This window comes from Alicycliphilus denitrificans K601 (genome assembly GCF_000204645.1).
In the GTDB taxonomy this organism is placed as follows: domain Bacteria; phylum Pseudomonadota; class Gammaproteobacteria; order Burkholderiales; family Burkholderiaceae_C; genus Alicycliphilus; species Alicycliphilus denitrificans.
In genome coordinates, this window is record NC_015422.1 from 1665478 (window position 1) to 1688763 (window position 23286).

Below are 23286 nucleotides of genomic sequence, written 5' to 3' on the forward strand. Positions count from 1 at the left end.
GCGGCGTCCTCCCCTCACACGTCCAGCAGCGGGCGGTGCCTGATGTGCCGGGCGAACACGGCCATGAACTGCGGATCGACGCGCGCACCCCACACCGCCAGCGAATGGCCGACGATCCAGAACACCACGCCGGGAATCCACAGTTGCAGGCCCAGGCCGACAGCGGCGGCCAGCGTGCCGTTGGCGATCGCCACGGTTCGCGGCGCACCGCCCAGCAGAATCGGCTCGGTCAGCGAGCGATGCAGCGGTACCTCGAAGCCGTCCGCGAAGGTGTCGGGGGCACTCATACGACGGCCCCGCCGGAGAAGCTGAAGAACGACAGGAAGAAGCTCGAAGCCGCGAAGGCGATGGACAGACCGAAGACGATCTGGATCAGCTTGCGGAATCCGCCGGACGTGTCGCCGAAGGCGAGCGCGAGGCCCGTGGCGATGATGATGATGACCGCGACGATGCGCGCCACCGGCCCTTGAATCGACTCCAAGATCGACTGCAAGGGGCCTTCCCACGGCATCGAGGAACCGGCGGCCTGCGCGGTTCCGGCCAGGAACAGCAGCAGCGCGGCCAGCAGCAGCCCTTGCCCCGCAGGGCGGGCCAGGCAGCGCAGCCGCGCAAGACGCAAAGCCGGATTTGCAGAAAAACGGAAAGCAGGAACGTACATCTGCGTCATGGCAGTTCTCCAAGTGAGTGAGGGGATGGGGAAGTCGCCGCAGCGGGTGCGGCATCGGGAAGTGGCGGCAGCTCGGGAAACGGCGTTTCCAGCGCGTCCGCCAGTTGGTAGCCCACGCCGTCGAAGCCGACGACGCGGGCGATGCTCTCGATGCGGCGCTTGCGCCCGCGCCCGGCGATGTGGATCACCACGTTGACCGCCTCGGCGATCAGCGCACGCGGCGGGTTCACCGCCACTTCGAGAATCAGTTGCTCCAGGCGCAGCAGCGCGCCGAGCGCGGAGCCGGCATGGATCGTGGCGATACCGCCCGGATGGCCTGTGCCCCACACTTTGATGAGATCCAGTGCCTCGGCGCCGCGCACTTCGCCAACGACGACGCGATCAGGCCGCAGGCGCATGGACGAGCGCACCAGCTCGGTCATCGACACCACGCCTGCGCGGGTGCGCAGAGGAACGTGGTCGCGGGCCGTGCATTGCAGCTCCACCGTGTCTTCGAGCACCAGCACGCGGTCGCCGGTGGCGGCGATTTCGGCGAGCAAAGCATTGGCGAGCGTGGTCTTGCCGCTGCTGGTGGCGCCGGCTATCAGCACGTTCTGCCGCTCGCGCACGGCGCGAACGAGAAAGCCCGCTTGCGCGCTGGTCATCATCCCGTCGATGACGTACCGCTCCAGCGGAATCACGCCGATGGCGCGCTTGCGCAGCGCGAAGGCCGGCCCCGGCGCTGCCGGCGGCAAGATGCCCTCGAAGCGTTCGCCCGTTTCGGGCAACTCGGCGGACAGCAGCGGCTGGCCGCGATGGACTTCTGCGCCAACGTGGGCCGCGACCAGGCGGATGATTCGCTCGCCGTCCGCCTCGGGCAGTTCCACGCCCATCGGCGCGCGTCCACTGGAAAGCCGATCCACCCAAAGGGTGCGATCAGGATTCAGCATCACCTCCACCACGTCCGGGTCTTCGAGCGCGGCGGCGATCAGCGGCCCCATCGCCGTGCGCAGCATCTGGATGCGGCGGTCGAGCGACGTGGCACTCATGGACTGCGGAACGGCGCTCATGACGCACGCTCCTGCGCTTGCGCGGCTGCCGCCGCGTCTTCCATCCGCATCGGGTCGGGATGCAGTTCCTCCACCACGTCGCGCACCAGGCTGCGGCCCCGCAGCAGGTGGCGGCCAAGCTGCTCGGTGAACTGCTCGAAGCGCGCTTTGCCCTGCGCGCGTGCCGCGTCTTGGTGCGCCTCGGGAACCGGCGTGCTCACGGTCAGGTAGTAGCGGATGAACAGCGCCAGCGTTTCGATGGCGATGTTCTGGTCGCGCTCCATGCGCTCGGCTTGGCGCGACAGGCGATCAAGCCGCTTGGCAATAGCCGCCTCGCGCTGGTCGGCGGCATCGGGCGACAGCCACGATGCGAGCGCCGCCGCGACGATGGACGACTTGGACACGCCTTTCTTGGCGGCCAGCTCATCGAGCCGCTTGGCGTGCTCCGGCTGGATGAACAGGTTGAGGCGGTAGTGGCTCATAGCTCGATTCCGTCGTTGGGGTCGAGGGAAGCCAGCCGGGCCGTGCGCTGCATGGCTGGATCGAGCTGGCGCGGAAGGGGAAGCGGCAGGTCGTCGTCGTCATCGAGCAGCCCAAGGTCGGCCACGGGGGCGGCCAGCTCGGGGTCGTAGGCGACGGTTTCGGAGAGTTCGGGCTGACGGCGTGGGCCACCGTCATCGGCGGAACCCAGGCCATCAGCGGATGCCGCGGCCGGTGCGATGGGCACGGCGGGAATCGCCAACCCGCTCCAGTCGTCGGGCCGCAATGGCGGCGCGTCGGCGTACTGCCCATCCGCCAGCGCGGGCGGTGGCAGCACACGACGCTTGAAATTGGCGTCCGCGTAGTAGCGCAGCTTCTTCGCCTTGATCGGCGCCCGGCTTCCCACCATCACCACAGCCTCGTCAGGCGGAAGCTGCATGACTTCGCCCGGCGTCAGCAGCGGGCGCGCGGTTTCCTGACGCGACACCATAAGGTGGCCCAGCCACGGCGCGAGCCGATGGCCCGCGTAGTTGCGCTGGGCGCGCAGCTCGGTGGCCGTGCCCAGCGTCTCGGAGATCCGTTTGGCGGTGCGCTCGTCGTTCGTGGCGAACGTCACGCGCACATGGCAGTTGTCGAGGATGGAGTGGTTTTGCCCATACGCCTTGTCGATCTGGTTGAGCGACTGCGCGATGAGGAAGCTGCGGATGCCGTAGCCCGCCATGAAGGCCAGCGCCGTCTCGAAGAAGTCCAGGCGCCCCAGCGCAGGGAACTCATCGAGCATCAGCAGCAGCTTGTGGCGGCGCTTGATGCCATCGGAGCCATCGAGCGATTCGGTGAGGCGCCGCCCGATCTGGTTGAGGATCAGGCGAATGAGCGGCTTCGTCCGCGATATGTCCGAAGGCGGCACTACCAGATACAGCGATACCGGATGCTCGGCCGCGATCAGGTCAGCGATGCGCCAGTCGCAGCGCGAGGTGACTTCGGCCACGGTCGGGTCGCGGTACAGGCCGAGGAACGACATGGCCGTGGACAGCACGCCCGAGCGTTCGTTGTCGCTCTTGTTGAGAACTTCACGCGCCGCCGATGCGACGACCGGATGCGGCCCATCGCCGAGGTGCGGCGTGGTCATCATCCGGTGCAAGGTCAGCTCGAACGGGCTGGCCGGATCGGACAGAAAGTTGGCGACGCCGCGCAGCGTCTTGTCCTCGCCCGCGTAGAGCACATGCAGGATGGCCCCGACCAGCAGCGCGTGCGAGGTCTTCTCCCAATGGTTGCGCTTCTCCAGCGCGCCTTCGGGATCAACCAAAATGTCGGCAATGTTCTGAACGTCGCGCACTTCATGCGCGCCGCGTCGCACCTCCAGCAGCGGGTTGTAGGCGGCCGACTTCGCATCGGTCGGGTTGAACAGCAGGCAATGCGAGAAGCGCGAGCGCCAGCCGGCGGTGATCTGCCAGTTCTCGCCCTTGATGTCGTGGATGACGGCCGACGCCGGCCAAGACAGCAGCGTTGGCACCACCAAGCCCACGCCTTTGCCCGAGCGGGTGGGCGCGAAGGTCAGGACGTGTTCCGGCCCTTCGTGCCGCAGGTACTGGCGGTCGTGCTGGCCGAGGAACACGCCGGCCGGCTGTGTGAGGCCGGCTTTGCGAATGTCCTGAGCGTTCGCCCAGCGCGCAGAGCCGTAGGTCGTGACCAGGCGCGCTTGGCGCGAGCGCCAGACCGACATGGCGATGGCGACGACCACGGCGACCATGCCGCTGGCGCCGGCAATGGCGCCGCCGGTGTCGAAGACTTCCGGCGCATAGGCGCCGAAGAAGAACCACCACTCAAACAGCTTCCACGGGTGATAAATCGAAGTGCCAAGGAAGTCGAACCAGGGCGAGCCAAGGCGTACTTGATAGCCAAGGGCCGCGGCTGTCCATTGTGTGGCGCCCCACACTCCGGCGATCACGATGCCGAATACCACGGCGATCTGACCGAACAGCACGTTCGTCCCTTGCATGACCTGGCCTCCGATTTCTCCTGCGCTGATTCCTCATGGAAGAAGCGACACAAGGGCGTGCCGCAGGCGTCAGGTTCGGTGCCGGGTCAGTGCCGGTCAAAGACCGTTTTCAGCAGAAAGGTCGAGCAAAAAGACAGAATGAGTGCGACAGCCAGCCAAAGAAAAACGCCGCAAGCGCAGGCGCATTGCGGCGTGTCGATCAAAAAATGAAGACGATGCGGCGAACCGCCAACGATCAGAACTTGGGCGGTTCTTTCGGCGGCGTGTACGGCGTTTCGCCGTCGCCATAGAACCGCTTGCGCGTGGCTTCGGCCACCCGATTGCACAGCACGTCGCCGAGCTTCGGGCGGTCGGGCTTGCATTGCTGGCGCAGTTCCTTGAGCCGTTCGGGATTGGCCGCCAGTTCTTCCACCGTTGGGATATTCGCTTCCGAAGTGTTGGCCTTCTGAGGCGTTTCGGACTGGCCGCAGGCAGTCAACGCGGCCACCAGCAAGAATGGGACGATCTTCTTCATGGCGCAGGTTCCTCCAGGGAATCGGAATGATGGCCCGGCTTGGGCCTTGGGGGTTCCGGTGATTCGACGGCCTGCACGCGCTCAATGAACCGCGCAAGCTCCTCGGACGGCTCGCCTGCGGCGTGCAGTAGGTAGGTCGTTAGCGGTGGCACGCGCAGCGCCAGCGGCCGGGCGACTACGCCCGGTTCATGGCTGGCGGCAATACGCGCGGCACCTGCCAGACCAAGCGCGAAGCCGGCCGATACCAGCGCCATCATCAAATCACACGAAGCGACTCGTTCTGCGACCAATGGCTCCATGTCCACCCGGCGCAGTATCCGATCGACGTGCTTGGCGGGGCCTTCACACACTTGCGGATCACACAGGACGAGCGGATAGCGCAGCAGTTCATCCAGCGGAATGCGCTTGTGGGCTAGCAGCGGATGCCGTGCGGGCACCGCCACCATGATCGGGTCGCTCCAGACAGGTATGGCGGTGATGCCATCACCCACTTCATCGGACTGCGTGAACCCCACGTCGTACAGGTCGTCATGCAGGCCCTTGATCTGCTGCGACAGCGGCACCTCGAAGAACCGTATTTCGACTTCCGGCTCCTCCTGCCGGCATAGCGCCAGCACGGCCGGCAAGCGCGAGGGCGTAATGCCGTCCGACAAGGCCACGCGCAATTGGCCATGAAAACCGTTTGCCGCCGCTTTTACACTGTCGCGTGCTTGTTCCAAGGCCGTGAACACGCGGCGCACGTGTTCCAAGAACAGCGTGCCAGCGCGGGTCAGTCGAGTGGTGCGCGTGGTGCGGACGAACAGCGCCACACCCAAGTCTTCTTCCAACTCCTTGATCGCCCGCGACAATGGCGATTGCTCCATGTGCAGTCGTTCCGCTGCCCGCGCAAAGCGCAGTTCTTCAGCTACCGCAAGAAAGCAGCGCAGGTGTCGGATCTCCATAACTCTGCTGCCCCCTGATGAAGTCTGTCTTAGCCTGATGACATCTGGATCAGACGCTTGGATTGGAAGCTCTACCCCCCACAACCTGACGGCAGTGAACACTCAGAAAATCGGACGTTCCCGTTGCTGCATGACGGGCAGAAATTTGCCCACGTGCGAGAACACCCAGCGCACTATGGGATTGGTCAAAAGTGACATCGCACGCTTGCGGATGCGGATTGCCTTGTCGCTGGCGGGGGTGAAGACGCCAATGCCGGTTCCGGCCGACTTCTGGAACTCCGCTATCCGTGGCCGCATCGTGGCTTCCCAGTCGGCGAGGGCGGCTGCGATGTCGTCGCCATGTTCTTCGAGACGCTTGCCCAGCACATTGGCGCCGGCCAGGCCGCTCGACGCGCCCATGCCCGAGTAAAGTGATGGGCACCAGGCCGAATCACCGACCAGCACCACGCGCCCCTGATACCAAGTGGAAAGGCGAACCTGCTCGGCGATGTCGAACAGGGCCGCCTCGCTCGTCTCCAGTTGCCCCAATGCAGCTTCCAGGATAGGGCCGAGAGGCTCTGGCCCGAATGCCTTGCGGATTTGTTCGGCGGCCTTCCCTTTACGCTCGGCATCAGGATCGGCCGCATACCAGGAGAACAGTACCGTCGATCGCCGATCATCGAAGGGAAAGACGGTGAACGAACGGCCAGGCTCGATGATCTGCCCTCCGACCCCGCTTGGCAGCGTGGGTAGATCCTCCTGAAGCGCATAGGCGCAGATCATGGTGCCAAGACGCTGCAAGCCGCCAAGCGCAGGAGGGAATGCAAGACGGCGCACCGTGGAGCGGATGCCATCGGCACCGATCACAAGGTCGAACCAGCGGCGGCTCACGCCCTGCGGCCCTTCAAGCGTCACCTCGACACAATCCCCATTTTGCTCGATCGCGGTCGGAGTGGTCGAGAAGTGGATTTCCGTGTCGGGCGCGACCTCTTGCAATGTCTTCCAAACTGCGTCTTCGACATCACCCCGCATGGTGAGGTAGGGATTGATCGGTATGTCGGCGAAACTCAGGCCCGGAGATCGATTCCCTTGCCGATCGATGACATAGGTCATGCTTTCGGCCCTGTGATCGACCAAGCGGTCTCCGACTCCTAGATCGGCGGCAGCCGATCGCCCCACACCCATCACGGCAATGAAGTAGCCGCCCCGGCGGCGGGCTGGCGCACGTTCGACAACGACGGGAAGCCACCCCGCACGGTGCAGCGCAATCGCGCACGCGATGCCACTGATGCCAAGTCCTACCACCAGCGCAGTGCGCCTTGCCACGGCAGGGGTCTTCGACATGTCTGCTTCCAGCTCAGGGCCATTTTTCCGCATGGTTCTCTCCTCACTCCATCCCTTTTCCTGCCGCGTTCTCCGTGTCCAACGGCACGTTGCCGATGGCCTTGTTGACGGTGACGTAGCGCGTACTCAAACGTCCCTCGCTGGCCGCCAGGTCACGGCGGGCTTGTAGATAGCTGCGCTGGGCGTCGAGTACGGCAGTGAAATCGGTGACGCCACCGTCGTAGCGCGCCTGTGCAAGCTGATAGGCATCGCCAGCCGCATCGCTGCGGGTTTGCAGTTCGCGCGCCTGACGCTGCTCGGCGCTGTAGGCGGACAGCGAATCGTCGATTTCCTGCCAAGCTTTCAGCACGGTCTGTTGGTAGTTGATGGCGGCTTCTTGCTGTTGCAGTTCGCGCAGTTGCACGGTGGCCTTGCGTCGGCCATGGTCGAAGATCGGCAGGCCGAGGCTGGGGCCAACCGACCAGGTGCGGCTGCCCCAGTCAGAAAATTCGCCGCTCAGGTAGGACTCGTAACCGAACGTCGCACCAAGCCGGATGCTGGGGTACAGGTCGGCCCTGGCGATGCCGATGCTGGCGGTGGCGCTGTGCAGGCGCGCTTCGGCGGCGCGGATGTCGGGGCGGCGCAGCGCAACTTCCGATGGCAAGCCGAGGGCAAGATCGGGCAACGAAGTCCCGGCGTCGGCTTCGCGCGGTGCGAGTTCGGCCCGCAGCGCGCCCGGGCGTTCGCCCAGCAGCAGTGCGATCTGATTGGCGCTGGCGGCTTCCTGTGCCAGCAGCGGCGGCAGTTGCGCTTTCAATGCGGCCAGTTCGGCGCGCTGGCGTTGCAGGTCGGTGTGGTCGAGCACGCCGCCTTCTACGCGCGCTTGCAGCAGCGCGGCGCGGTCTTCCAGTGCGGCGATGTCCTCGCGCATCAAGCGGATCTGCCGCTGGGCGGTGCGCAGCTCGAAGTAATTGCGCGCCACGTCGCTGGTCAGGCCAAGGCGGGCCAGATCGAGCAGCGCAGCCTGGTGGCCGACATCGGCATCGGCGGCTTCCACGGATCGGCGCACGCGGCCCCACAAATCCAGCTCCCACGAGGCGTCGAAGCCGGCCTGGTACAGCGTGAACGGTTCGGCCAGCAACTCGGTGAGGCTGGGGTCGGCCCCCATGATGCCGATCATGCGCGTGCCGGCACCGCTCTGGCTCTGGCGCTGGCGGGTGGCGCTGCCGCTGGCGTTGATTTCCGGCCCGCGCTGCGCGGCCACCGTGTTGCGCTGCGCGCGCGCCTGGGCGAAGCGCAGCGCGGCGGTGCGCAGGTCGGGGCTGGCATCGAAAGCGCGCTGCTGCAACGCATCGAGGGTTGCGTCGTTGAATGCCAGCCACCACTGGGCCGGCAATGCCTGAGTGGCTTCGGTCGGAATGCGTAGCGACGCATCACCGCTGCGCCAACTCGTCCAATCGTCCGGTGCGGCGGGCGTGGGCTTGACGAAATCCGGGCCAACGGCGCAACCGGCGAGTGCGGCGGCAAGCGCACCGGCGAGCAGGCGGGGGACGAGACGATTGGAACAGCGCGGTGCGTGCATGACGATACTCGATCAGGAAAGGCGATTGCGGAACAGCCACGCCGCCAGCGGCAGCGATATGGCGCCCATCACCAGCAAGGGAATGAAATCGCGCCAGATGTCGAGGAAACCGGCGCCTTCCAGATACACCCGGCGCACGATGCTCATGCCGAAGCGCAGCGGGTTGGCGTAGGTGGCGACCTGCAGGATTTCCGGCATGTTCTTCACCGGCGTCAGCAAGCCGGAGAGCAGCATCAGCGGCATGATGAGCAGGAAGGTGTAGAGCATCGCCTGCTGCATGCTCAGAGACACCGCCGACACCGACAGGCCGACGCCGACCGCGGCGATGTTGAAGGTGAGCAGCCCTGCGTACAGCAGCCACACCGAGCCGTTCATCGGGATCTGGAACCAGAACAGGATGACCAGGAAGATGATGGTCGATTGCAGCAGGCCGACCAGAATCGCCGGGATCGCCTTGCCGATCAGGATCTGGAACGGCGTCAATGGCGTGACCAGCAACTGGTCGAAGGTGCCTTGCTCGCGTTCGCGCGCCACCGACAGCGCCGCGATCAGCAAGGTCTGCAACATGCTCAGTGCGCCGATCAGCCCCGGCATCATGTTCCAGCGCGATTCCAAGTTGGGGTTGAACCAGGCGCGGCGCTCGATCGCGATACCGGCTGCACCGCCGCCCAGCGAAGCGTTGTAGCTGGCGACGATAGAGCCGACGTAAGCAGACGCCGAACCGGCGGTGGAGGAATTGCGCCCGTCCAAGATCACCTGCAGCGGCGCGCTCTGGCCGGCATTCAGGCGCTGCTGGAAATCGGCGGGAATGCTCAGCACCATCAGCGCATCGTTACCGTCGATCATTCCTGCGATCTGCGAGGAGTTGGTCAGGGTGGCGGCGCGGTGGAACACGCCGGTTCCGTCCAGCCGTGCCAGTAATTCAGCCGACGCTTGGCCACGGCTCTGGTCAAGCACCGCGTAGGGCACGTTGGTGAGGTCGTAGGTGGCGCCATAGCCGAACAGCAGCGCCTGCATCAGTGCTGGAGCAAACAGCATGGCGCGGTTGGCGGGGTCTTTGACCAAGGCGAGGATTTCCTTGCGGATCAGCGCGCCGATCTGGGCCAGGGTGGCGAAAAAGGCATGCATCGCAGTCACCTCAAGGTCTTGCGCAACGTGCGCTGCGTGGCGAACATCAACACCAACGCATACAGCGCGAGAATGCCGCAATTCAGGAAGATCACCGGCCAGTTGTTGCCGGCCATGAACAGGGTCTTGATCAACGCCATGAAGTGCGTGGCCGGCAGCAGTTGGCTGATGACCTGGATCACCACCGGCACGTTGCGCAGGTCGAACACGAAGCCGGAGAGCATCATCGCCGGCATGAAGCTGGCCAGCAGTGCCATCTGGCTGGCCTGGAACTGGTTGCGGGTGACCCCGGAGATCCACAGCCCGAGCAGCAGCGACACCATCAGGTACAGCAGGCCAGCGATGACGATGACGACCAGCGAGCCGCGCATCGGCACGTGAAACAGGAAGTGCGCGGCCAGCAGGCACAGACCCAAGTCGATCACTCCGACCACCATGTACGGCGCGATCTTCGACAGCACGATCTCCATCGGCCGCACCGGGGTGACGAACAGCGATTCCAGCGTGCCGCGCTCCCATTCGCGCGCGATCAGCAGCGAGGTCAGGAAGCCGCCGATCAGGGTCAGCACCAGCACGATCAGGCCGGGGATCAGGAACCAGCGGCTTTCGCCGGCCTCGTTGAACCACATCCGCTGCACGACCTCGACGTTGCCGATGCCGGCGGGCTTGTTGCCGGCGCGATCCGCCTGTTGCTGCGCCCATGAACCTATCGCGCCGCTCACATAGCCTTCGATGGTCTGCGCCGAGCTGGAATCCACGCCGTTGAGCAGCAACTGGATGCGCGCATCGCCGGCGTTCAAGCGGCGCGAGAAATCCATCGGCACTCGGACGATGCCATCCACCGTGCCGGCCATCATCAAGCGCTCGGCCTCGGCCATGTCGGCAGCAAACAACGGCGCGATATACGGCGAGCCTTGCAGGCCATCGACCAGTTCGCGCGCGGTCGGCGAGCGGTCTTCCAGCACCACCGCGACCGGCGCGTTCTTCACGTCGAATGACAGGCCATAGCCAAACAGCAGGATCAGCGCGACCGGCAACAGCAGGCCGACCGCAAGGTTGCTCTTGTCTCGCAGCATCTGCCGCACTTCCTTGCGCAGCAGGGCGGTGAAGCGGCGCAGAAACCCGCTTTGTGTGTCGTGCGTGCTCACGCCGCCACTCCTTCGGCCGCCTTCGCTCGGCCTTGCTCGACGATGGCGATGAACGCGCTGTTCATGTCGCCGCCGGCGTCGCCGGCTTGCTCGCGCACCTGTATCGGCGTGCCCAGCGCCAGCATCCTGCCGGCATCTTGGATCGCGATGCGGTCGCAGTATTCGGCCTCCTCCATGAAGTGGGTGGTGATGATGATGGTGGTGCCGCCCTGCGCCAGGGCGGTGATGGTGCGCCAGAACGCGCGCCGCGCCAGCGGGTCGATGCCGCTGGTCGGCTCATCGAGGAACAGGATCTCCGGTTGGTGCAGCAGGCCGGCGGCCATCGCTAGGCGCTGCTTGTAGCCGCCGGGCAACTGGCCGCTGAGCGCCTTCGGTTCCAGCGCGAACTGCTCGATGATCGCGTCCACCCGCGCGTCTCGGGCCTTGCCGCGCAGGCCGTAGGCGCCGCCGAAGAACTCCAGGTTCTCGCGCACGCTCAGGTTGCCGTACAGCGCGAACTTCTGCGACACGTAGCCGATGCGCGCGCGTGCCTTGGCGCGGGCATGGCGCAAGTTCAGGCCGGCCACTTCCAGATGGCCGCTGGTCGCCGGCAGCAGGCCGCACAACATGCGGAAGGTCGTGGTCTTGCCGGCCCCGTTGGGGCCGAGCAGGCCGAAGATTTCTCCGCGTGCGACCTCGAACGAGGTGCTGGCCACGGCGGTGAAATCGCCGAACTTGCGCACCAGGTCGCGCACCACGATCACGGGTTTTCCGTCATCGCGCGGCGCATCGACGTTCGCTTCCTGCGGTGTCGTGGCTTGTGGCGAAGCCGCTTCGTCGCCGTCCTGATGCTGGCGCAACAACATCATGAAGGCGTCTTCCAGTTCTTCCGTGCGCGATTGCGGGGGCGAACCATCGAGCAACGCGGCGATCTTTGCTTCGTCCGCATTCGGCTGGCGGATGAAACGCACTGCGCCGCCGCTGGGAACGGCATCGACAATCAACTCGCTGGCGTCGATCAGCCTGGCCTGCAAGTCGCGGGCTGGCGTGCCTGCGGCCGGCGGCGCAACGAAGGCCAGCCCGCGTGCGCGTTCGGCCAGCGTCTGCGGCGTGCCTTCGGCCAATACTTTGCCCAGGTTCATCACGAACACTTGCGCGCAGCGCTCGGCCTCGTCCATGTAGGCGGTGCTGACGATCACGCTGAGCTGTTCGTCCTCGACCAGTTGCTGCACGATCTTCCACAGTTCGCGCCGCGACAGCGGATCGACGCCGACGCTGGGTTCGTCCAGCAGCAGCAAGTCAGGCGAACGCACCAGGGTGCAGGCCAGGCCGAGCTTCTGCTTCATGCCGCCGGAGAGCTTGCCGGCGGGCCGGTCGGTGAAGCGCGCCAGGTCGGTCATGTCCAGCAGTCGGGCGAAGCGTTCGCGGCGCTGCTGCTGCGGCACGCCATGCAGGTCGGCGTAGAGGTCGAGGTTCTCCTGCACGCTCAGGTCTTCGTACAGGCCGAAGCGCTGCGGCATGTAGCTGATGCGATCCTGTACAGCCTGCGGGTCTTGCGCCACGTCGATCCCGAGCACCCGCAGGCTGCCGGCGTCGGGCTTCAACAGGCCGGCCATCATTCGCAGCAACGTGGTCTTGCCGGCGCCATCCGGGCCAACCAATGCTGTCAGCTCGCCTTGGCGCACCTGTAGCGACACGCCATCGACCGCGTGCAGCGGCCCGCCGCCCGGCGCCTCGAAGGTCTTGCGCAGGCTGTCGGCGACGACGCTGGCGCCGGCTGGCTCGGCTCGGCTCATTGCGTGTCGCCGCCCAATACGACAGTGGCAGGCTGGCCCAGGCGCAGCGCATCGTCGTTGTCCTCGACGACCACCCGCACCTCATAGACCAGGCTGGTGCGCAGTTCCTCGGTCTGTACCGCTTTCGGGGTGAACTCGGCGACCGAGGAGATATAGCCGACCTTGCCGGTGATGGGCCTGTCCGGTGCGCTGTCGGTGGTGACGCGCGCGGACTGGCCGGGCTTGACCTTGCCCAAATCCGGTTCATTCACATACACGCGCACCCACTTCGGACGGGTGATCGCCAATGCGTACACCGGCTTCTGCGGGGTGGCCATGTCACCCGGTTCCAGCAGGCGCGAGCGCACCACGGCATCGGATGGCGCGATCAACTGGCCCTGAGAAACCTGATGCTGCAACAGTGCCAATTGCGCCTCGGAGGACTTCAGTTGCGCCTCGGCGGCGGCGATGTCTTCCTTGCGCGGGCCGATTTCTGTCAGGCGCAGCGCGTCGCGCTGTTGCGCCGCCTGCGCGTCGGCGACCTGCACGGCGGCACGGGCGCGATCCAATTCCTGTGCGCTGACCCCACGGTTGTCGGTATTGGCGGCAATCCCCTGCAATCGCGCCAAGTCCTTGCGCGCACGCTCGGCATCGGCCTGTGCAGCGGCGTAGCTACTTCTCGCCTGCGCCAGTTCTTCGGGGCGCGAGCCGTTCTTCAGGCGCAACAGATTCTGCTGCTGCACGCCGATCTGTGCCTGCGCCTGTTCGGCCTGCAAGGCCAGCGTTTGCGTGTCCAGCGTGGCCAACAGTTGACCCGCCTTCACCGCATCGCCTTCATCGACCTTCAATTCGGCCACGCGGCCACTGCCATCGAAAGCCAGCGACACCTGCCGGATGTCCACGTTGCCGTACAGCACCAGCGCACCGTCGTGGTCTTTATCCCGCTGATGCATCCAGGCCCATGCGCCGAGCGCCAGCACTACAAGGAGACCAAGGGCAATGAGGGGCTTCTTCATGTCAAACGATCCAGGAAGTCGGAATGGAGGCAGAACGATGCGGTGCGCTACGATAACACTAAAGTGATTTTAGTTTTAGTCTAGGCGAGAATGCAAGCCGTACCTGCTGCTCTGGACAATCGAGGAATGAACAAACCTGCACGCGGACTTCGCTCGGATGGCGAGGCCACCCGAACCCGGATACTTGAGGCGGCGGGCGAGCTGTTCGCCACCACGGGGTATGCCGAGACCTCCAACAAGGCCATCGCTGCCCAGGCCCAGGTGGATTTGGCGTCGATCAACTACCACTTCGGCAACCGCAGTGGTCTGTATCAAGCCGTGCTGGCGGCGTCTCATGGCCGGCTGCTGGACATGGCCGCCCTGCGGCAACTCGTCGGCAGCGGGTTGTCTCCCTCGTCGAAGTTGCGCGTGCTGATCGAGCAGTTGGTCGAGCGCGCGACTCAGGAACCCCAAGCATGGCAGTTGCGTGTCCTGGCCAGGGAAGTGCTGTCCCCGACCTCGCACCTGCAGATCCTTTTCCAGGACGAAGCACAGCCGAAGATGGCGCTCCTCAAGCACATGCTCGGCGAGATCACGCAGATACCCCCGGAAGACCCCGCCCTGACCCGGTGCCTGCTCAACGTGATCGCCCCCTGCCTAATGCTGCTGGTCGGTGGACGCAGTTTCCCCGGCCCGTTGCAGGAGATCTTCCAGATGCCTTCTCAGACGATTGCGAGCCACCTGTACCACTTCGCCATAGGGGGGCTGGAGGCGATATCCAGGGAGTACGCGGAGCAGGCCGAAATCCGAGGCAAGCCCGGATCGCCAGCGACGAAGTAGCGCGATGAAAAGCCGGTACGCAAAGCTGGTGGTTCTGGCGGTGGCATCGCTGCTGCTGAGCGGTTGTGCGGTTCTGCGCGAATTCCGCCCGGCGGTGGAAGTCGCCGCAATGACGCCCGGCGAATACATCACGCTCAAGCGCGGCGACATCCTGACCAGCGGCAAGCTCAGCGCCGCCACCCTGGAGACGATCCGCGTTGCCGGTCTGGACGATGGTGCCTGTGCGAAGCCGGAGGCCGCCGGGTGCATCCATGCCGTGTCGGATGTTCAGGGGTTGACCAGCGAGCAGCGCCTGTCGGCCTTGTCGGAGTTGTGGCTACAGCAGGCGCAGACCTTGCCGGATACCGAGCAACAGGTCGCTCCCGATGCCGGCGATCAACGCCTGAATGCCTGGCTGGAGGTGGCTCGGCATGCCTATGCCTACCTGTTCTTCAGCGAGCGCTCGCCGGACGCGCGCGCCTTTGAGGATCGCCAGACTCAGGTGCGCGACTACTACAACCTGGCGGTGCAGGAGGCGGCATCGCTCGTGTTCGCCAGTTATCGCGGTAAGGCGCTGGCGAGTGCGGAGATGATGTTCAGGGATGGGCCGTGGATGGTGACGCTCGAACCGCCGGATGTGGTGTCCCCCGGTCGGGCGCGGGCAATCCTGCCGCACGAACTGCTGCCGGCTTCGTCGCTGTCGTTCGCCGGGCTGCGCAGCACGTTTCGACGCGATGGCTTCGGTGCCGAACTGGTGGCAGTGATGGCCCCTGATCCCGTGACGACGGCGGCAGCGGACTCTGGCGGCGCAGGAACCGAGCAACCGCATCAGCGGCCCGACCAAGCGTGGAGCGAAATGCCGACAGCGGCAATCACTGCGTTGCTGCGCTTTTCTGGCGAAAACCTCGCCCAAGTGCTGTCCACTCGCGAGGTCGCGCTTTCCGTTCACGACCCATACCGGGACGCGAAAATCGAACTGCATGGACAGGATGTGCCGTTGGCGGCGAACTTCACCGCCAGCTACGGACTGTGGCTGGCGCGCTCGGGTTTCAACCGGCAATCGCTGCGCAGCCTGTTCGGACGTGAGCAGGGCATCGAACGCCCGCACCTGTACCTGATGCAGCCCTATGACCCGGATCGTCGCATCATCCTGATGATTCACGGCCTGGCCAGCAGCCCGGAAGCCTGGGTCAACGTGGCCAACGAACTGATGGGCGACGAGGAGATTCGCCGCCAGTTCCAGGTCTGGCAGTTCTACTACCCGACCAACATGCCGATCGCACTGAACCACCACGCGATTCGTCAGACGCTGGACGGGGCGCTGCGGCACTTCGATCCACAGGGGAACGCTGCCGCCTCCCGTGACATGGTGCTGATAGGTCACAGCATGGGAGGCGTGATCTCGCGCTTGATGGTGTCATCGTCGGGGGGCGACGCCCTGTGGAACGAGCTGCTGGCCGGACGCGAATTCGACGATGGCAGACTGGAGCGACTGCGCAAGCGGGTCGGCCCGCTCATGCACTTCGAGCCGCTTCCCCAAGTGGAACGCGCGATCTTCATTGCAGCCCCGCACCGCGGCACCGAGGTTGCCGGTGGTCGCCTGGGGCGTTTCGCCAAGCGCCTGGTGCGCCTGCCACTGACCCTGCTGGAAGGCTTCGCCGACGTATTGGACGATCTTGCCCATGGCGAGGCGGCAAAGGCTGGCGGGGATAAGCTCAGGCTACCCAACAGCATCGATAACCTCGACCGCTCCGACCCATTCGTCCAAGCCGCCGCCGGGCTGTCAATTTCGCCGTGCGTACGCTTCCACTCGATCATCGGCCATCAAGATCCCGAGGTTCCGCTGACCAAATCCGACGACGGCCTGGTGCCCTACTGGAGCGCCCATCTGGACGGTGCCGTATCCGAAAAAATCGTCCATTCCGCGCACAGTGTCCAGGGAACCGCGCCGGCGATCGTCGAAATGCGCCGCATCCTGCACGAGGACATCCGCGATCGTGCCACGGTTCCGGTAGCGACAGCAGCGGAAAATGGATGCCGGAGCTAGTCGAGGTTGATAAGGAAGAACAGGGCCTGGTTGTGTAGTTCCTATCGGCCAGGGACTATGTTGACGAGCATTGGGCATGGACTTGTTCAGCTAACGGACTGACCTCGCTGTCTCCCGACTTCCCATGTAGCTCCGCCGCCGCGAACCGTCGCGGCAAGCTGTTGCCCCAGCCGCTGCTCGATCACTGGCCGCCATGGCACTAGGCTGAACCCCATGCCGTCATCGAGCATCGCATAGCGACCGCTGGCGAGCATGACGCTGCGACGGTAGATGCCTGCTACACGCTGGCCGTCGGCCACCGGGCGATGCTCCAGGCCGGTTTCGGTGGCAATGTCCTTGGCGGCCTGCGCCAGTTCCCGGTTGCGTAGCGTGCGCAGCAGGTTGCGCGCCAGGATCACGCGCTGCCCGCGCCGCTCGGCTAGCCCCTGTTCGGCCAGGAAGTCGGCGCGCTGCTGCATCGCCTGTTTGGCCTCGCCGCCAAAGCCCAGGTCGCCCAGGCCTGAGCCGCCGCCGATCAACTGCTGGTCGAGCCAGGTGGCCCCGATCACGCGGGCCTGCCGCTCGATGGGCAGGTGCGATTTCAGTTCCACCGCCACGCCGCCCAGGCGCTGCGCGTCGTACTGGCGACCGCGCTCGGCCAGGTCGCCCGGCACCTTCCATAGCCCCTCGGCCACGCGCTCCACGATGCCGGCCCGGCGCAGGGCTTCGAGCCGGCGGATGTGGGCCGCGACGACTTCCTGCGGATCGCGGCCGGGCACGGGCTGGCCTTGCGCGATGGCGAGGTGGTGATCGGTGCGGTACAGGCCATTGCTCGCCAGCGAGGCGATGTTGCGGTCGGCCGCGCGCACGTCGGCCGACCCCTTCACCTCCACCACGGCGCCGGTCGGATAGTTCGCCAGCTCGTCGCGGGCGTTGAGTGCGACGTAGTGGGCTTTGCCGTCCACCCCGTCGATGACCAGATAGCCCCGGTCGCGCAGCTCGTCGGCCAGCCCTTTCGCGGCTACGCGGCCGAGAATGGTTCGGCCGCTTCCGTCGGCATCCTGGCCCGGCTCGAACACCGCCAGCTCGCGCGGCTCGCCGCGCATAGCCCGCTGCATGGTGCGGATGATGTCGCCACGCTCGCCCAGGGCGCGCAGGGTCTTTTCCGCATCGGCATGGACGGCCCAGGTGCCGGACTGCATTTCGTCGGCCAGGCCCAGGCGCTGCAAGCTTTGCAGGCGGCCGATCAGCAGCAGGCGCTGGCGTTGCAGCCGCGGTTCGTTGAAGCGTTCGATCCGCACCCGGCCGTCCTCGCCGGCCTCCCGTTGCAGGGTGCGATCCAGGCTCGTCCACCGCTCCTGCTCCACCTCGCGCTGCAAGGTCTGCTGGATCTCCAGCTCGGTGCGCGGCCCCAGCCATTCGGTCGCCAGCTCGGCGGCGCGATGGCGGAAGCCATCGGCGATGTAGTCGCCCGCGATGATGAGGTCTTTGCCGGTGTCGTCGCGCCCGCGCGCGACGATGTGCGTGTGCGGGTTGTCGGTGTTCCAGTGGTTGACGGCCACCCAATCGAGGCCCGTGCCCAGGTCGGCTTCCATGCGGCCCATGAGGTGCCGTGTGTAGGTGCGCAGGTCTTCCAACTCGGCGCCATCCTCGGGCGAGAGGATGAAGCGGAAATGGTGCCGGTCGTCGGCGCAGCGTTCCTTGAAGGCGTCGAGGTCGGCGGCATCGGTCTGCGGCCCGTAGGCTTGGCCCGGTTCGCCATCGCGGCCCACGCCGTCGCGCTCGATATAGCGTAGGTGCTTGGCAAGTGACTGCGGGCTGGCCTGGCGCTGGTTGACCAGCAGCGTCTTGATGGTCGCGCGCCGCGACATGGGCGTGAGCTTCGCCCCTGCGAAGCGCGCCGCCGTGTGGCCGCGCCCCAGGCGCGAACCGGGCCGCTGGCCGGTGCCACGCGCCGATGCCGGACGGCGCACCGAGGACTTGCCGCCGCTGGCCTTGCCAGCCTGCTTGAGCACCTTGGAAACGAAGCTCTGGCCCTGGCCTTTGCCCCGGTTCTTCGGGGCGCTGGGGCGGATGCGGAAATCGTCGTCGCGGCGGTCGGTCATAGCTGCGCTTCCTGCAAGTTCTGGCGTGTCCGGGCGTGCGAAGCACGCGGACATGCCTGCATTGGCGCGACCCTCGCGCCCCACGCGGCACGGCGGCGAAGCCGCTCCGTGCTGCGCCACCCCCACGTGCAGACTGGCTTTCGACGCGGCCCGGTGCCGCGTCCTTTTGTCTTGCCTTCCGCCTTTGCCCCTCGCTGACGCTCCGGGCAGCGGCGGCCCGGCGGCGCTGTGCTGCGAGCAGCCAGCCCGCCGGCGAACGCGGACACGGCCGCAGGCCGGGCGCGTTCGAGGCAAGACGCCTGCATGTAGGACGGCTGCGCCGGAGGCAGCGCGAAGTGCGGTGCGAATGCACCCGCACTGCACGCGCGACGACACGGCGACGGCCAGCAGAACAACACGCCCGATGGCACGACAAGATGCACGGCAACGTGCAGCGAGTCGGCGACCATCATGGGCGGGACTCCAGCCAGACCGGATGCGCGACGCCGATCACGGCGGATGCGCTGACCGGCCCAAAGTACCTGCTGTCGAACGACGCCGGGTTGGTCACACTGAGCAGGAACAGTTCGCCGGGTTCGATGCGACGGCATTGCTGCCAGGATGGCAGCGGGCGGCCCCAGCGGTCAGCGGGCAGCACGGCGGCCGAAGGCACGCCGTCGATGCGGACGATGCGGCCAGTGATGCACACCTCCTGCGGCGCGACGGCGCCCACGCGCTTGAGCAGCGGCACGCGCGACGGCAGGTAGCCGCGCTGCGCAGCCAGCGCGGCGGCATCTGGCGGCAGCGTGGTCAGGACGATGCTGCCCACGGACAACGGGCGTGGCGGCGAGCTGGTGCCGCGGCCCAGCGTTTCGACACGATACCAGCCGACCGCCACGCTGACGGACGGGTTGTAGATCAGGCGCGGCAGCGGCTGCACGAAGGACGCCCAGGCCAGCGCAGCGAGGCCGCAGGCGGACAGGCTCGCCAGCACCAAACGAGCGCGCAGGCGCGATCGAGAACGCGGTGCGGTGCCGGAATTGGAAACGGCGGTCATGGCAGCGCCCTCCCGGCCAGCCAGGCGGCATGCCGCTCGGCAGTGTATTCGGGCAGCGGCAGGCGCGCAGCGAGCCGGTTGGCGAGCGTGCGCCAGTACGCAGGCGAGACAGCGGCGGGCGCGATGCGCAGCACCTCGATGGCGTCGATGCGCTCCAGCACGGTGCGAACCTGGTTCTCGCCCTCGGCGTGCAGCAGCAGGCGCGCGCCCGGCTGCACGCCGGGAATGCGCTGCGCCGCATCGAGCGGCGTGCAAGTCTGCATCACCATGAGCTGCCAGCGGATCGTGCCGTAGTCGTTGGCCTGCCAGCGGATGCGGCAGAACATGGCGCCCGGCAGAAACACCGCGCAGCGCCGCCAACGGTCGAGCTGGTGCGTGCGCGCGGGTTCGCCAAAGCGCAGGTAGAGATTGAAACGCGGTTCGATGTAGGCCAACGCCACGCGCGTCAGCGGCGCGCTGGCAGGCTGTGCGGAAGGCGCTGCGAGCGCTGCCGTGGCCGCGAAGGCAACAGGCGCGGGGGCAAGAGAAGCGGATGCGGTCATGGGGTGTTCTCCCTGCGGTGTTCTGGAAACTCCCGCTCCAACAGGCCGCGCAGCAGGTCGGCCACGGTCACGCCCTGCGTGAAGGCTGACACCTTGATGCGCGCCCGCATGGCGGGCGTGATGTCGAGGGTCAGCCGAGCCGTGTAGAGGTCGCCCTTGCCCAGCGCATCGGCATCGCCTTGGCGAATCCACGCCTCGGCGTGCGGATTCACGGGCGGACGCGCGCCGATGCCGACGCGCTTTGCCGTGCGTTTGCTGTTCGGCAGCGGTTTCTCGGTCATGTCGGCCACCGCAGCAGTTCGTCCACCAGCGCAGTGATTTCGCGTGCGGCGGCGCTGTCCGGTGCCGTCTCGCGTGCGAGCCGGCCAGTGGCCACGCTGTCGGCGAATACGATGCGTTGATGCACTTCCGCGCGTAGCGCAGGAAGCGGCTGGTGAGCGAGCGCCTGGCGCGCTTCGCGCCCGATCACGGTGGTACTGACGCGCCGGTTGATGACGAAGGCCGCGCGCAGCGCAGGCCGAAACACCTGCGCCTCGCGGATCAGCGCCACCATCTCGGCGCTGGCCCAGAGATCGTAGGGGCTGGCTGCGACGGGGATCAGCACGCGCTCGGCCGCCAGCAGCGCGGAGCGCGCCAAGGCGGCGATGCGCGGCGGGCCGTCGATGATGACGTGATCGGCCCTCCTGGCGAGTTCTGGCGCCTCTTGGTGCAGCGTTTCGCGGGCGAGGCCCACGGCGCTGAACAGCCGTGGCAAGCCTTGCTGGCTTCTGCGCTGCGTCCAGTCCAGCGATGAGCCTTGCGGGTCGGCATCCAGCAGCACGACGTGCTGGCCGCGCATCGCCAACTCTCCAGCGATGTGCGTGGCGAGCGTGGTCTTGCCCACGCCGCCTTTCTGGTTGAGCAGAGCAACGATCATGGCGCGGCCCTCCGTGTTGGAAAGCCGGGCTGTTGCCGCTGCGCTTCGTGCCGCGTGGCGGTTGTCCACCGTGGCGCGGCGCTTCTACTACCAGTTAGAGGTTTTAAGTTAGGGAAGTTAGAGGGGCCGCAAACCCGCGCCGTTATTGGCTTTGCGGCCGATTCGTACTCCTGATAGCACGATAGCCGTACTCCCGATAGCACGATACCTGGCACGCCTGATAGCACGACACCATTCACAGGCTGTCCCGGAGTTATTCCCGTGCCGTCTGCGGCACGGGCCGGAACGTCAGCAGCTCCATGCCGTTGTCGGGCATCCGCTCGATGCCCAGTACGTAGCCCGGCAGCGACTGCCGCGCGACCAGCACGCGCAGGTCGTAGGCGAAGTCCGAGAAGCGCGTGGCACTGCCCGATTTCCGATACAGGTGTCGGAAATCGAACTGCCAGCCGCCCGGCTGTCGGCCACCGTGCTTGCGCACCAGCCGGTACAGCCAGCGCTCGATGCCGCCCGTCAGCCGGAAATACGCCGGGTCGATGGTCAGCACCAGGGCGGCGTCCATGACGCCGGCATAGAACCAGTCCGGCAAGATCAGCTCCAGCCCCAAGGGCGTGCCCTTGGCATCGGCCAGTTCCTTCCACTCGTTGATCCACGAGAAGCGATGCAGGCGCCGTCCGGTCGTCTCGCGGATCGACGTGGCCACCGTGGTCGATTGCAGCCGGTCGAGGGCGGCCTTGAGGCGCTGGTAGTCGCGCAGCGACGTACCGCGCCCGATGAACCGCAGGATCTCGTAGGGCGTGGCCTGCATCAGCCGCGACGAGCGGAAGCCCGCGTCGCGGGCTTCCACGATCTGCGAGGCCGCCCATATCAGAACGTCCGCGTCCCAAATCGTGGCGATGCCATGCTCGGCCGTGCCTTCCACGCGGATCGTGACGTTCCCCGCCCGGAAGTCGATCGGCGCGACGCGCCGCGACTTCGCCAGCGAGAAGAACGGAAAGGCCATCAAGTCCTGGCTGTCGCGCGGCGCCATGTCGCCGGGCAAGGCGCGGAACAGGTCGAGCTGTTCGCGCTCTTGCAACGGCCGCTGCCGGGACGGCAGCGCAGGGCTGGACATGGCGATGGCCTCCCGCGCTCCAGTGGTCAGCGCGCACGGCTGTCGGCCGAGTGGTGCTCGGCGTATTCGGGATCGGAAGTCGTCTCGAAGCTGCGGTCGGCGGCCCAGGCATCGAGGTCGGCCACGGCGTACATGACGCGCCGGCCGAACTTGCGAAAGCGCGGGCCGCCGCCGATCACGCGCTGCTTTTCCAGCGTGCGCGGCGACAGGCGCAGGTATTCGGCGGCTTCGTCGTTGGTCAGATAGCGTTGGGGCTGCGCGGCAGCAGTTGAGACAGCGGCGGCAGGCCGCAAAGGAGCGGGACGCATGAGATGAACCTCCATCGGTTGCAAAGCTCCGGCCACACAGCGCAACCGGATGGAAGCCAGTCTCAGAAAACGAAGCTGCTCTGCTCAGGGACGTTTTGCGTCTCCATCAAAACGTCCCTTCTCAAGCGGCGACAGTTGTGCTAGGCGGCGGTAGCCGCCGCGCATCAACGCATCGCCGCGCCGCACCAGGCGGCGCACGCGGGCACGCAGATCGCCATCGGCGTGCCAGTCGGCGGCCACGGCATCGGCGCCGAACAGACCTTCGGCCACGTCGCGCAAGGACGCACCCGCCAGGGTCGCGTCGAGCGCCTGCAAGGTGTGCAGTTCCAGCAGCGCGGCAGGTGTCGGCCTACGTCTGGCATCGGCCAGTGCCGCGCCGAACACATGACCGCGCGCAGGCGCGGCAGCGCCGCCGCGGTGGGCATAGGCGACGGCCATGCCGTCTTCCAGTCCAGGCGCGAGCGCGAAGCGCAGGCAATGGCCGGGGCTGCGTGCGGTGAGCGCCAGCCCCTTGCCATCGTGGAGCAGTTGCTTATGGCCGGGGATACGCCAGAACGCGAAGGATTCGGCATCCACGGGCGGATCGGCATCGGGGTAGAGTTGCACCACGGCAGCGTGGCCGGGCTGCCAGGCCGGATGCGCGTCGCGCGCATCCAGGGCCGGGTCTTCCAGCAGGCGCAGGCCCCAGCGATGCGCCGCGTCCTGTGCTGCCTGTGACCGGCGACGATGGCGCAGCCAATCGAGCCGGTAGTCGGGGTGCCTGCGCAGGTACTCCCAGGCGAGCGCAAGGCTGTCCAGATGCAGCACGTACAGATACGCGGCAGTCGGATACCAAGACTCGGCGGCGCGATCGGCCATGACGCAACCTCCTGGGAACAGGAATCG

At 66.5% G+C, this 23286-nt stretch carries 24 protein-coding genes and 1 pseudogene; 3 read left to right on the forward strand and 22 right to left on the reverse strand.

The annotated features are described in order from the left end of the window. Positions 1 to 14: 14 nt before the first annotated feature. The 5 genes from ALIDE2_RS07870 to ALIDE2_RS07890 are packed head-to-tail and all read right to left on the reverse strand — an operon-like array spanning position 15 to position 4174. Positions 15 to 287 carry a VirB3 family type IV secretion system protein gene (locus tag ALIDE2_RS07870; RefSeq protein WP_013721750.1) on the reverse strand — a complete coding sequence of 91 codons (273 nt, stop codon included), beginning with the start codon at positions 285 to 287 and terminating at the stop codon, positions 15 to 17. Continuing rightward, positions 284 to 667 carry a TrbC/VirB2 family type IV secretion system protein gene (locus tag ALIDE2_RS07875; RefSeq protein WP_013721751.1) on the reverse strand — a complete coding sequence of 128 codons (384 nt, stop codon included), beginning with the start codon at positions 665 to 667 and terminating at the stop codon, positions 284 to 286. The genes ALIDE2_RS07870 and ALIDE2_RS07875 overlap by 4 nt, the downstream gene beginning before the upstream one ends. After that, positions 664 to 1716: a P-type conjugative transfer ATPase TrbB gene (trbB, locus tag ALIDE2_RS07880; protein WP_013721752.1), complete on the reverse strand. Its 1053-nt coding sequence runs from the start codon at positions 1714 to 1716 to the stop codon at positions 664 to 666. The genes ALIDE2_RS07875 and trbB overlap by 4 nt, the downstream gene beginning before the upstream one ends. Further along, positions 1713 to 2177 carry a ribbon-helix-helix protein, CopG family gene (locus tag ALIDE2_RS07885; RefSeq protein ID WP_003111089.1) on the reverse strand — a complete coding sequence of 155 codons (465 nt, stop codon included), beginning with the start codon at positions 2175 to 2177 and terminating at the stop codon, positions 1713 to 1715. The genes trbB and ALIDE2_RS07885 overlap by 4 nt, the downstream gene beginning before the upstream one ends. After that, positions 2174 to 4174: a conjugal transfer protein TraG gene (locus ALIDE2_RS07890; protein WP_013721753.1), complete on the reverse strand. Its 2001-nt coding sequence runs from the start codon at positions 4172 to 4174 to the stop codon at positions 2174 to 2176. The genes ALIDE2_RS07885 and ALIDE2_RS07890 overlap by 4 nt, the downstream gene beginning before the upstream one ends. On the opposite strand from ALIDE2_RS07890, the gene ALIDE2_RS24930 reads away from it, so the two are divergent. Next, positions 4169 to 4384: a hypothetical protein gene (locus ALIDE2_RS24930; RefSeq protein ID WP_128654057.1), complete on the forward strand. Its 216-nt coding sequence runs from the start codon at positions 4169 to 4171 to the stop codon at positions 4382 to 4384. The genes ALIDE2_RS07890 and ALIDE2_RS24930 overlap by 6 nt on opposite strands. Before the next feature lie 25 nt (positions 4385 to 4409). Here ALIDE2_RS24930 and ALIDE2_RS07895 read toward each other — a convergent pair whose 3' ends face one another. From ALIDE2_RS07895 to ALIDE2_RS07930, 9 genes and pseudogenes are all read right to left on the reverse strand, one after another. Continuing rightward, positions 4410 to 4688 (reverse strand): EexN family lipoprotein, encoded by a 279-nt coding sequence (locus tag ALIDE2_RS07895; RefSeq protein ID WP_013721754.1) that lies wholly within the window; start codon positions 4686 to 4688, stop codon positions 4410 to 4412. Next, entirely contained in the window at positions 4685 to 5629 is a 945-nt protein-coding gene (locus ALIDE2_RS07900; RefSeq protein WP_013721755.1) for a LysR family transcriptional regulator, read from the reverse strand. The genes ALIDE2_RS07895 and ALIDE2_RS07900 overlap by 4 nt, the downstream gene beginning before the upstream one ends. A gap of 102 nt (positions 5630 to 5731) precedes the next feature. Next, on the reverse strand, positions 5732 to 6952 hold the full coding sequence (locus ALIDE2_RS07905) for an FAD-dependent monooxygenase (protein ID WP_049791321.1): 1221 nt from the start codon (positions 6950 to 6952) through the stop codon (positions 5732 to 5734). Positions 6953 to 6995: 43 nt separating this feature from the next. Continuing rightward, positions 6996 to 8513 carry an efflux transporter outer membrane subunit gene (locus tag ALIDE2_RS07910; RefSeq protein WP_013721757.1) on the reverse strand — a complete coding sequence of 506 codons (1518 nt, stop codon included), beginning with the start codon at positions 8511 to 8513 and terminating at the stop codon, positions 6996 to 6998. Positions 8514 to 8525: 12 nt separating this feature from the next. Then, on the reverse strand, positions 8526 to 9641 hold the full coding sequence (locus ALIDE2_RS07915; RefSeq protein WP_013721758.1) for an ABC transporter permease: 1116 nt from the start codon (positions 9639 to 9641) through the stop codon (positions 8526 to 8528). 5 nt (positions 9642 to 9646) lie between these two features. Next, complete coding sequence (locus ALIDE2_RS07920) at positions 9647 to 10789, reverse strand: ABC transporter permease (RefSeq protein WP_013721759.1); 1143 nt, start codon at positions 10787 to 10789, stop codon at positions 9647 to 9649. Then, the gene (locus tag ALIDE2_RS07925) at positions 10786 to 12114 is read right to left on the reverse strand and encodes an ATP-binding cassette domain-containing protein (RefSeq protein ID WP_420796276.1); all 1329 of its coding nucleotides are present in this window, start codon (positions 12112 to 12114) and stop codon (positions 10786 to 10788) included. Before ALIDE2_RS07925 ends, ALIDE2_RS07920 begins: the two co-directional genes overlap by 4 nt. Further along, positions 12103 to 12477: pseudogene (locus ALIDE2_RS25750) on the reverse strand (ABC transporter ATP-binding protein); the annotation flags it as partial. The pseudogene ALIDE2_RS25750 and the gene ALIDE2_RS07925, both read right to left, overlap by 12 nt. An 83-nt stretch (positions 12478 to 12560) precedes the next feature. Beyond that, positions 12561 to 13559 carry an HlyD family secretion protein gene (locus ALIDE2_RS07930; protein WP_013721761.1) on the reverse strand — a complete coding sequence of 333 codons (999 nt, stop codon included), beginning with the start codon at positions 13557 to 13559 and terminating at the stop codon, positions 12561 to 12563. Positions 13560 to 13685: 126 nt separating this feature from the next. Between ALIDE2_RS07930 and ALIDE2_RS07935 the strand changes: the two genes are divergently transcribed. Both ALIDE2_RS07935 and ALIDE2_RS07940 read left to right on the forward strand, forming a co-directional pair. Then, positions 13686 to 14378, forward strand: coding sequence for a TetR/AcrR family transcriptional regulator (locus ALIDE2_RS07935; protein WP_013721762.1), 693 nt, complete (start codon positions 13686 to 13688; stop codon positions 14376 to 14378). Between the two features lie 4 nt (positions 14379 to 14382). Beyond that, complete coding sequence (locus tag ALIDE2_RS07940; protein ID WP_013721763.1) at positions 14383 to 16404, forward strand: esterase/lipase family protein; 2022 nt, start codon at positions 14383 to 14385, stop codon at positions 16402 to 16404. Positions 16405 to 16490: 86 nt separating this feature from the next. On the opposite strand, the gene ALIDE2_RS07945 is transcribed toward ALIDE2_RS07940, so the two are convergent. The 8 genes from ALIDE2_RS07945 to ALIDE2_RS07980 form a co-directional block, all read right to left on the reverse strand. Further along, the gene (locus ALIDE2_RS07945) at positions 16491 to 18488 is read right to left on the reverse strand and encodes a relaxase/mobilization nuclease domain-containing protein (RefSeq protein ID WP_013721764.1); all 1998 of its coding nucleotides are present in this window, start codon (positions 18486 to 18488) and stop codon (positions 16491 to 16493) included. Between the two features lie 448 nt (positions 18489 to 18936). Further along, the gene (locus tag ALIDE2_RS07950) at positions 18937 to 19524 is read right to left on the reverse strand and encodes a S26 family signal peptidase (protein WP_013721766.1); all 588 of its coding nucleotides are present in this window, start codon (positions 19522 to 19524) and stop codon (positions 18937 to 18939) included. Continuing rightward, positions 19521 to 20066 carry a DUF2840 domain-containing protein gene (locus ALIDE2_RS07955; RefSeq protein ID WP_013721767.1) on the reverse strand — a complete coding sequence of 182 codons (546 nt, stop codon included), beginning with the start codon at positions 20064 to 20066 and terminating at the stop codon, positions 19521 to 19523. The genes ALIDE2_RS07950 and ALIDE2_RS07955 overlap by 4 nt, the downstream gene beginning before the upstream one ends. After that, a complete protein-coding gene (locus tag ALIDE2_RS07960) occupies positions 20063 to 20347 on the reverse strand; it encodes a hypothetical protein (protein ID WP_013721768.1) in 285 nt (94 codons plus the stop codon). Before ALIDE2_RS07960 ends, ALIDE2_RS07955 begins: the two co-directional genes overlap by 4 nt. Continuing rightward, a complete protein-coding gene (gene parA, locus ALIDE2_RS07965) occupies positions 20344 to 20982 on the reverse strand; it encodes a ParA family partition ATPase (protein ID WP_013721769.1) in 639 nt (212 codons plus the stop codon). The genes ALIDE2_RS07960 and parA overlap by 4 nt, the downstream gene beginning before the upstream one ends. Before the next feature lie 253 nt (positions 20983 to 21235). Then, complete coding sequence (locus ALIDE2_RS07970) at positions 21236 to 22093, reverse strand: replication initiator protein A (RefSeq protein WP_013721770.1); 858 nt, start codon at positions 22091 to 22093, stop codon at positions 21236 to 21238. Positions 22094 to 22119: 26 nt separating this feature from the next. After that, a complete protein-coding gene (locus tag ALIDE2_RS07975) occupies positions 22120 to 22401 on the reverse strand; it encodes a helix-turn-helix transcriptional regulator (protein ID WP_013721771.1) in 282 nt (93 codons plus the stop codon). 84 nt (positions 22402 to 22485) lie between these two features. Next, positions 22486 to 23259, reverse strand: coding sequence for a DUF2285 domain-containing protein (locus ALIDE2_RS07980; RefSeq protein WP_013721772.1), 774 nt, complete (start codon positions 23257 to 23259; stop codon positions 22486 to 22488). Between the last annotated feature and the right edge of the window lie 27 nt (positions 23260 to 23286).

Excerpts from the sequence above, each read along its gene's own strand:
- ALIDE2_RS07870 (WP_013721750.1), bottom strand. The coding sequence starts at position 287 with ATGAGTGCCCCCGACACCTTCGCGGACGGCTTCGAGGTACCGCTGCAT.
- ALIDE2_RS07875 (WP_013721751.1), bottom strand. The coding sequence starts at position 667 with ATGACGCAGATGTACGTTCCTGCTTTCCGTTTTTCTGCAAATCCGGCT.
- trbB (WP_013721752.1), bottom strand. The coding sequence starts at position 1,716 with ATGAGCGCCGTTCCGCAGTCCATGAGTGCCACGTCGCTCGACCGCCGC.
- ALIDE2_RS07885 (WP_003111089.1), bottom strand. The coding sequence starts at position 2,177 with ATGAGCCACTACCGCCTCAACCTGTTCATCCAGCCGGAGCACGCCAAG.
- ALIDE2_RS07890 (WP_013721753.1), bottom strand. The coding sequence starts at position 4,174 with ATGCAAGGGACGAACGTGCTGTTCGGTCAGATCGCCGTGGTATTCGGC.
- ALIDE2_RS07895 (WP_013721754.1), bottom strand. The coding sequence starts at position 4,688 with ATGAAGAAGATCGTCCCATTCTTGCTGGTGGCCGCGTTGACTGCCTGC.
- ALIDE2_RS07900 (WP_013721755.1), bottom strand. The coding sequence starts at position 5,629 with ATGGAGATCCGACACCTGCGCTGCTTTCTTGCGGTAGCTGAAGAACTG.
- ALIDE2_RS07905 (WP_049791321.1), bottom strand. The coding sequence starts at position 6,952 with ATGTCGAAGACCCCTGCCGTGGCAAGGCGCACTGCGCTGGTGGTAGGA.
- ALIDE2_RS07910 (WP_013721757.1), bottom strand. The coding sequence starts at position 8,513 with ATGCACGCACCGCGCTGTTCCAATCGTCTCGTCCCCCGCCTGCTCGCC.
- ALIDE2_RS07915 (WP_013721758.1), bottom strand. The coding sequence starts at position 9,641 with ATGCATGCCTTTTTCGCCACCCTGGCCCAGATCGGCGCGCTGATCCGC.
- ALIDE2_RS07925 (WP_420796276.1), bottom strand. The coding sequence starts at position 12,114 with ATGAAGCAGAAGCTCGGCCTGGCCTGCACCCTGGTGCGTTCGCCTGAC.
- ALIDE2_RS07930 (WP_013721761.1), bottom strand. The coding sequence starts at position 13,559 with ATGAAGAAGCCCCTCATTGCCCTTGGTCTCCTTGTAGTGCTGGCGCTC.
- ALIDE2_RS07935 (WP_013721762.1), top strand. The coding sequence starts at position 13,686 with ATGAACAAACCTGCACGCGGACTTCGCTCGGATGGCGAGGCCACCCGA.
- ALIDE2_RS07940 (WP_013721763.1), top strand. The coding sequence starts at position 14,383 with ATGAAAAGCCGGTACGCAAAGCTGGTGGTTCTGGCGGTGGCATCGCTG.
- ALIDE2_RS07945 (WP_013721764.1), bottom strand. The coding sequence starts at position 18,488 with ATGACCGACCGCCGCGACGACGATTTCCGCATCCGCCCCAGCGCCCCG.
- ALIDE2_RS07950 (WP_013721766.1), bottom strand. The coding sequence starts at position 19,524 with ATGACCGCCGTTTCCAATTCCGGCACCGCACCGCGTTCTCGATCGCGC.
- ALIDE2_RS07955 (WP_013721767.1), bottom strand. The coding sequence starts at position 20,066 with ATGACCGCATCCGCTTCTCTTGCCCCCGCGCCTGTTGCCTTCGCGGCC.
- ALIDE2_RS07960 (WP_013721768.1), bottom strand. The coding sequence starts at position 20,347 with ATGACCGAGAAACCGCTGCCGAACAGCAAACGCACGGCAAAGCGCGTC.
- parA (WP_013721769.1), bottom strand. The coding sequence starts at position 20,982 with ATGATCGTTGCTCTGCTCAACCAGAAAGGCGGCGTGGGCAAGACCACG.
- ALIDE2_RS07970 (WP_013721770.1), bottom strand. The coding sequence starts at position 22,093 with ATGTCCAGCCCTGCGCTGCCGTCCCGGCAGCGGCCGTTGCAAGAGCGC.
- ALIDE2_RS07975 (WP_013721771.1), bottom strand. The coding sequence starts at position 22,401 with ATGCGTCCCGCTCCTTTGCGGCCTGCCGCCGCTGTCTCAACTGCTGCC.
- ALIDE2_RS07980 (WP_013721772.1), bottom strand. The coding sequence starts at position 23,259 with ATGGCCGATCGCGCCGCCGAGTCTTGGTATCCGACTGCCGCGTATCTG.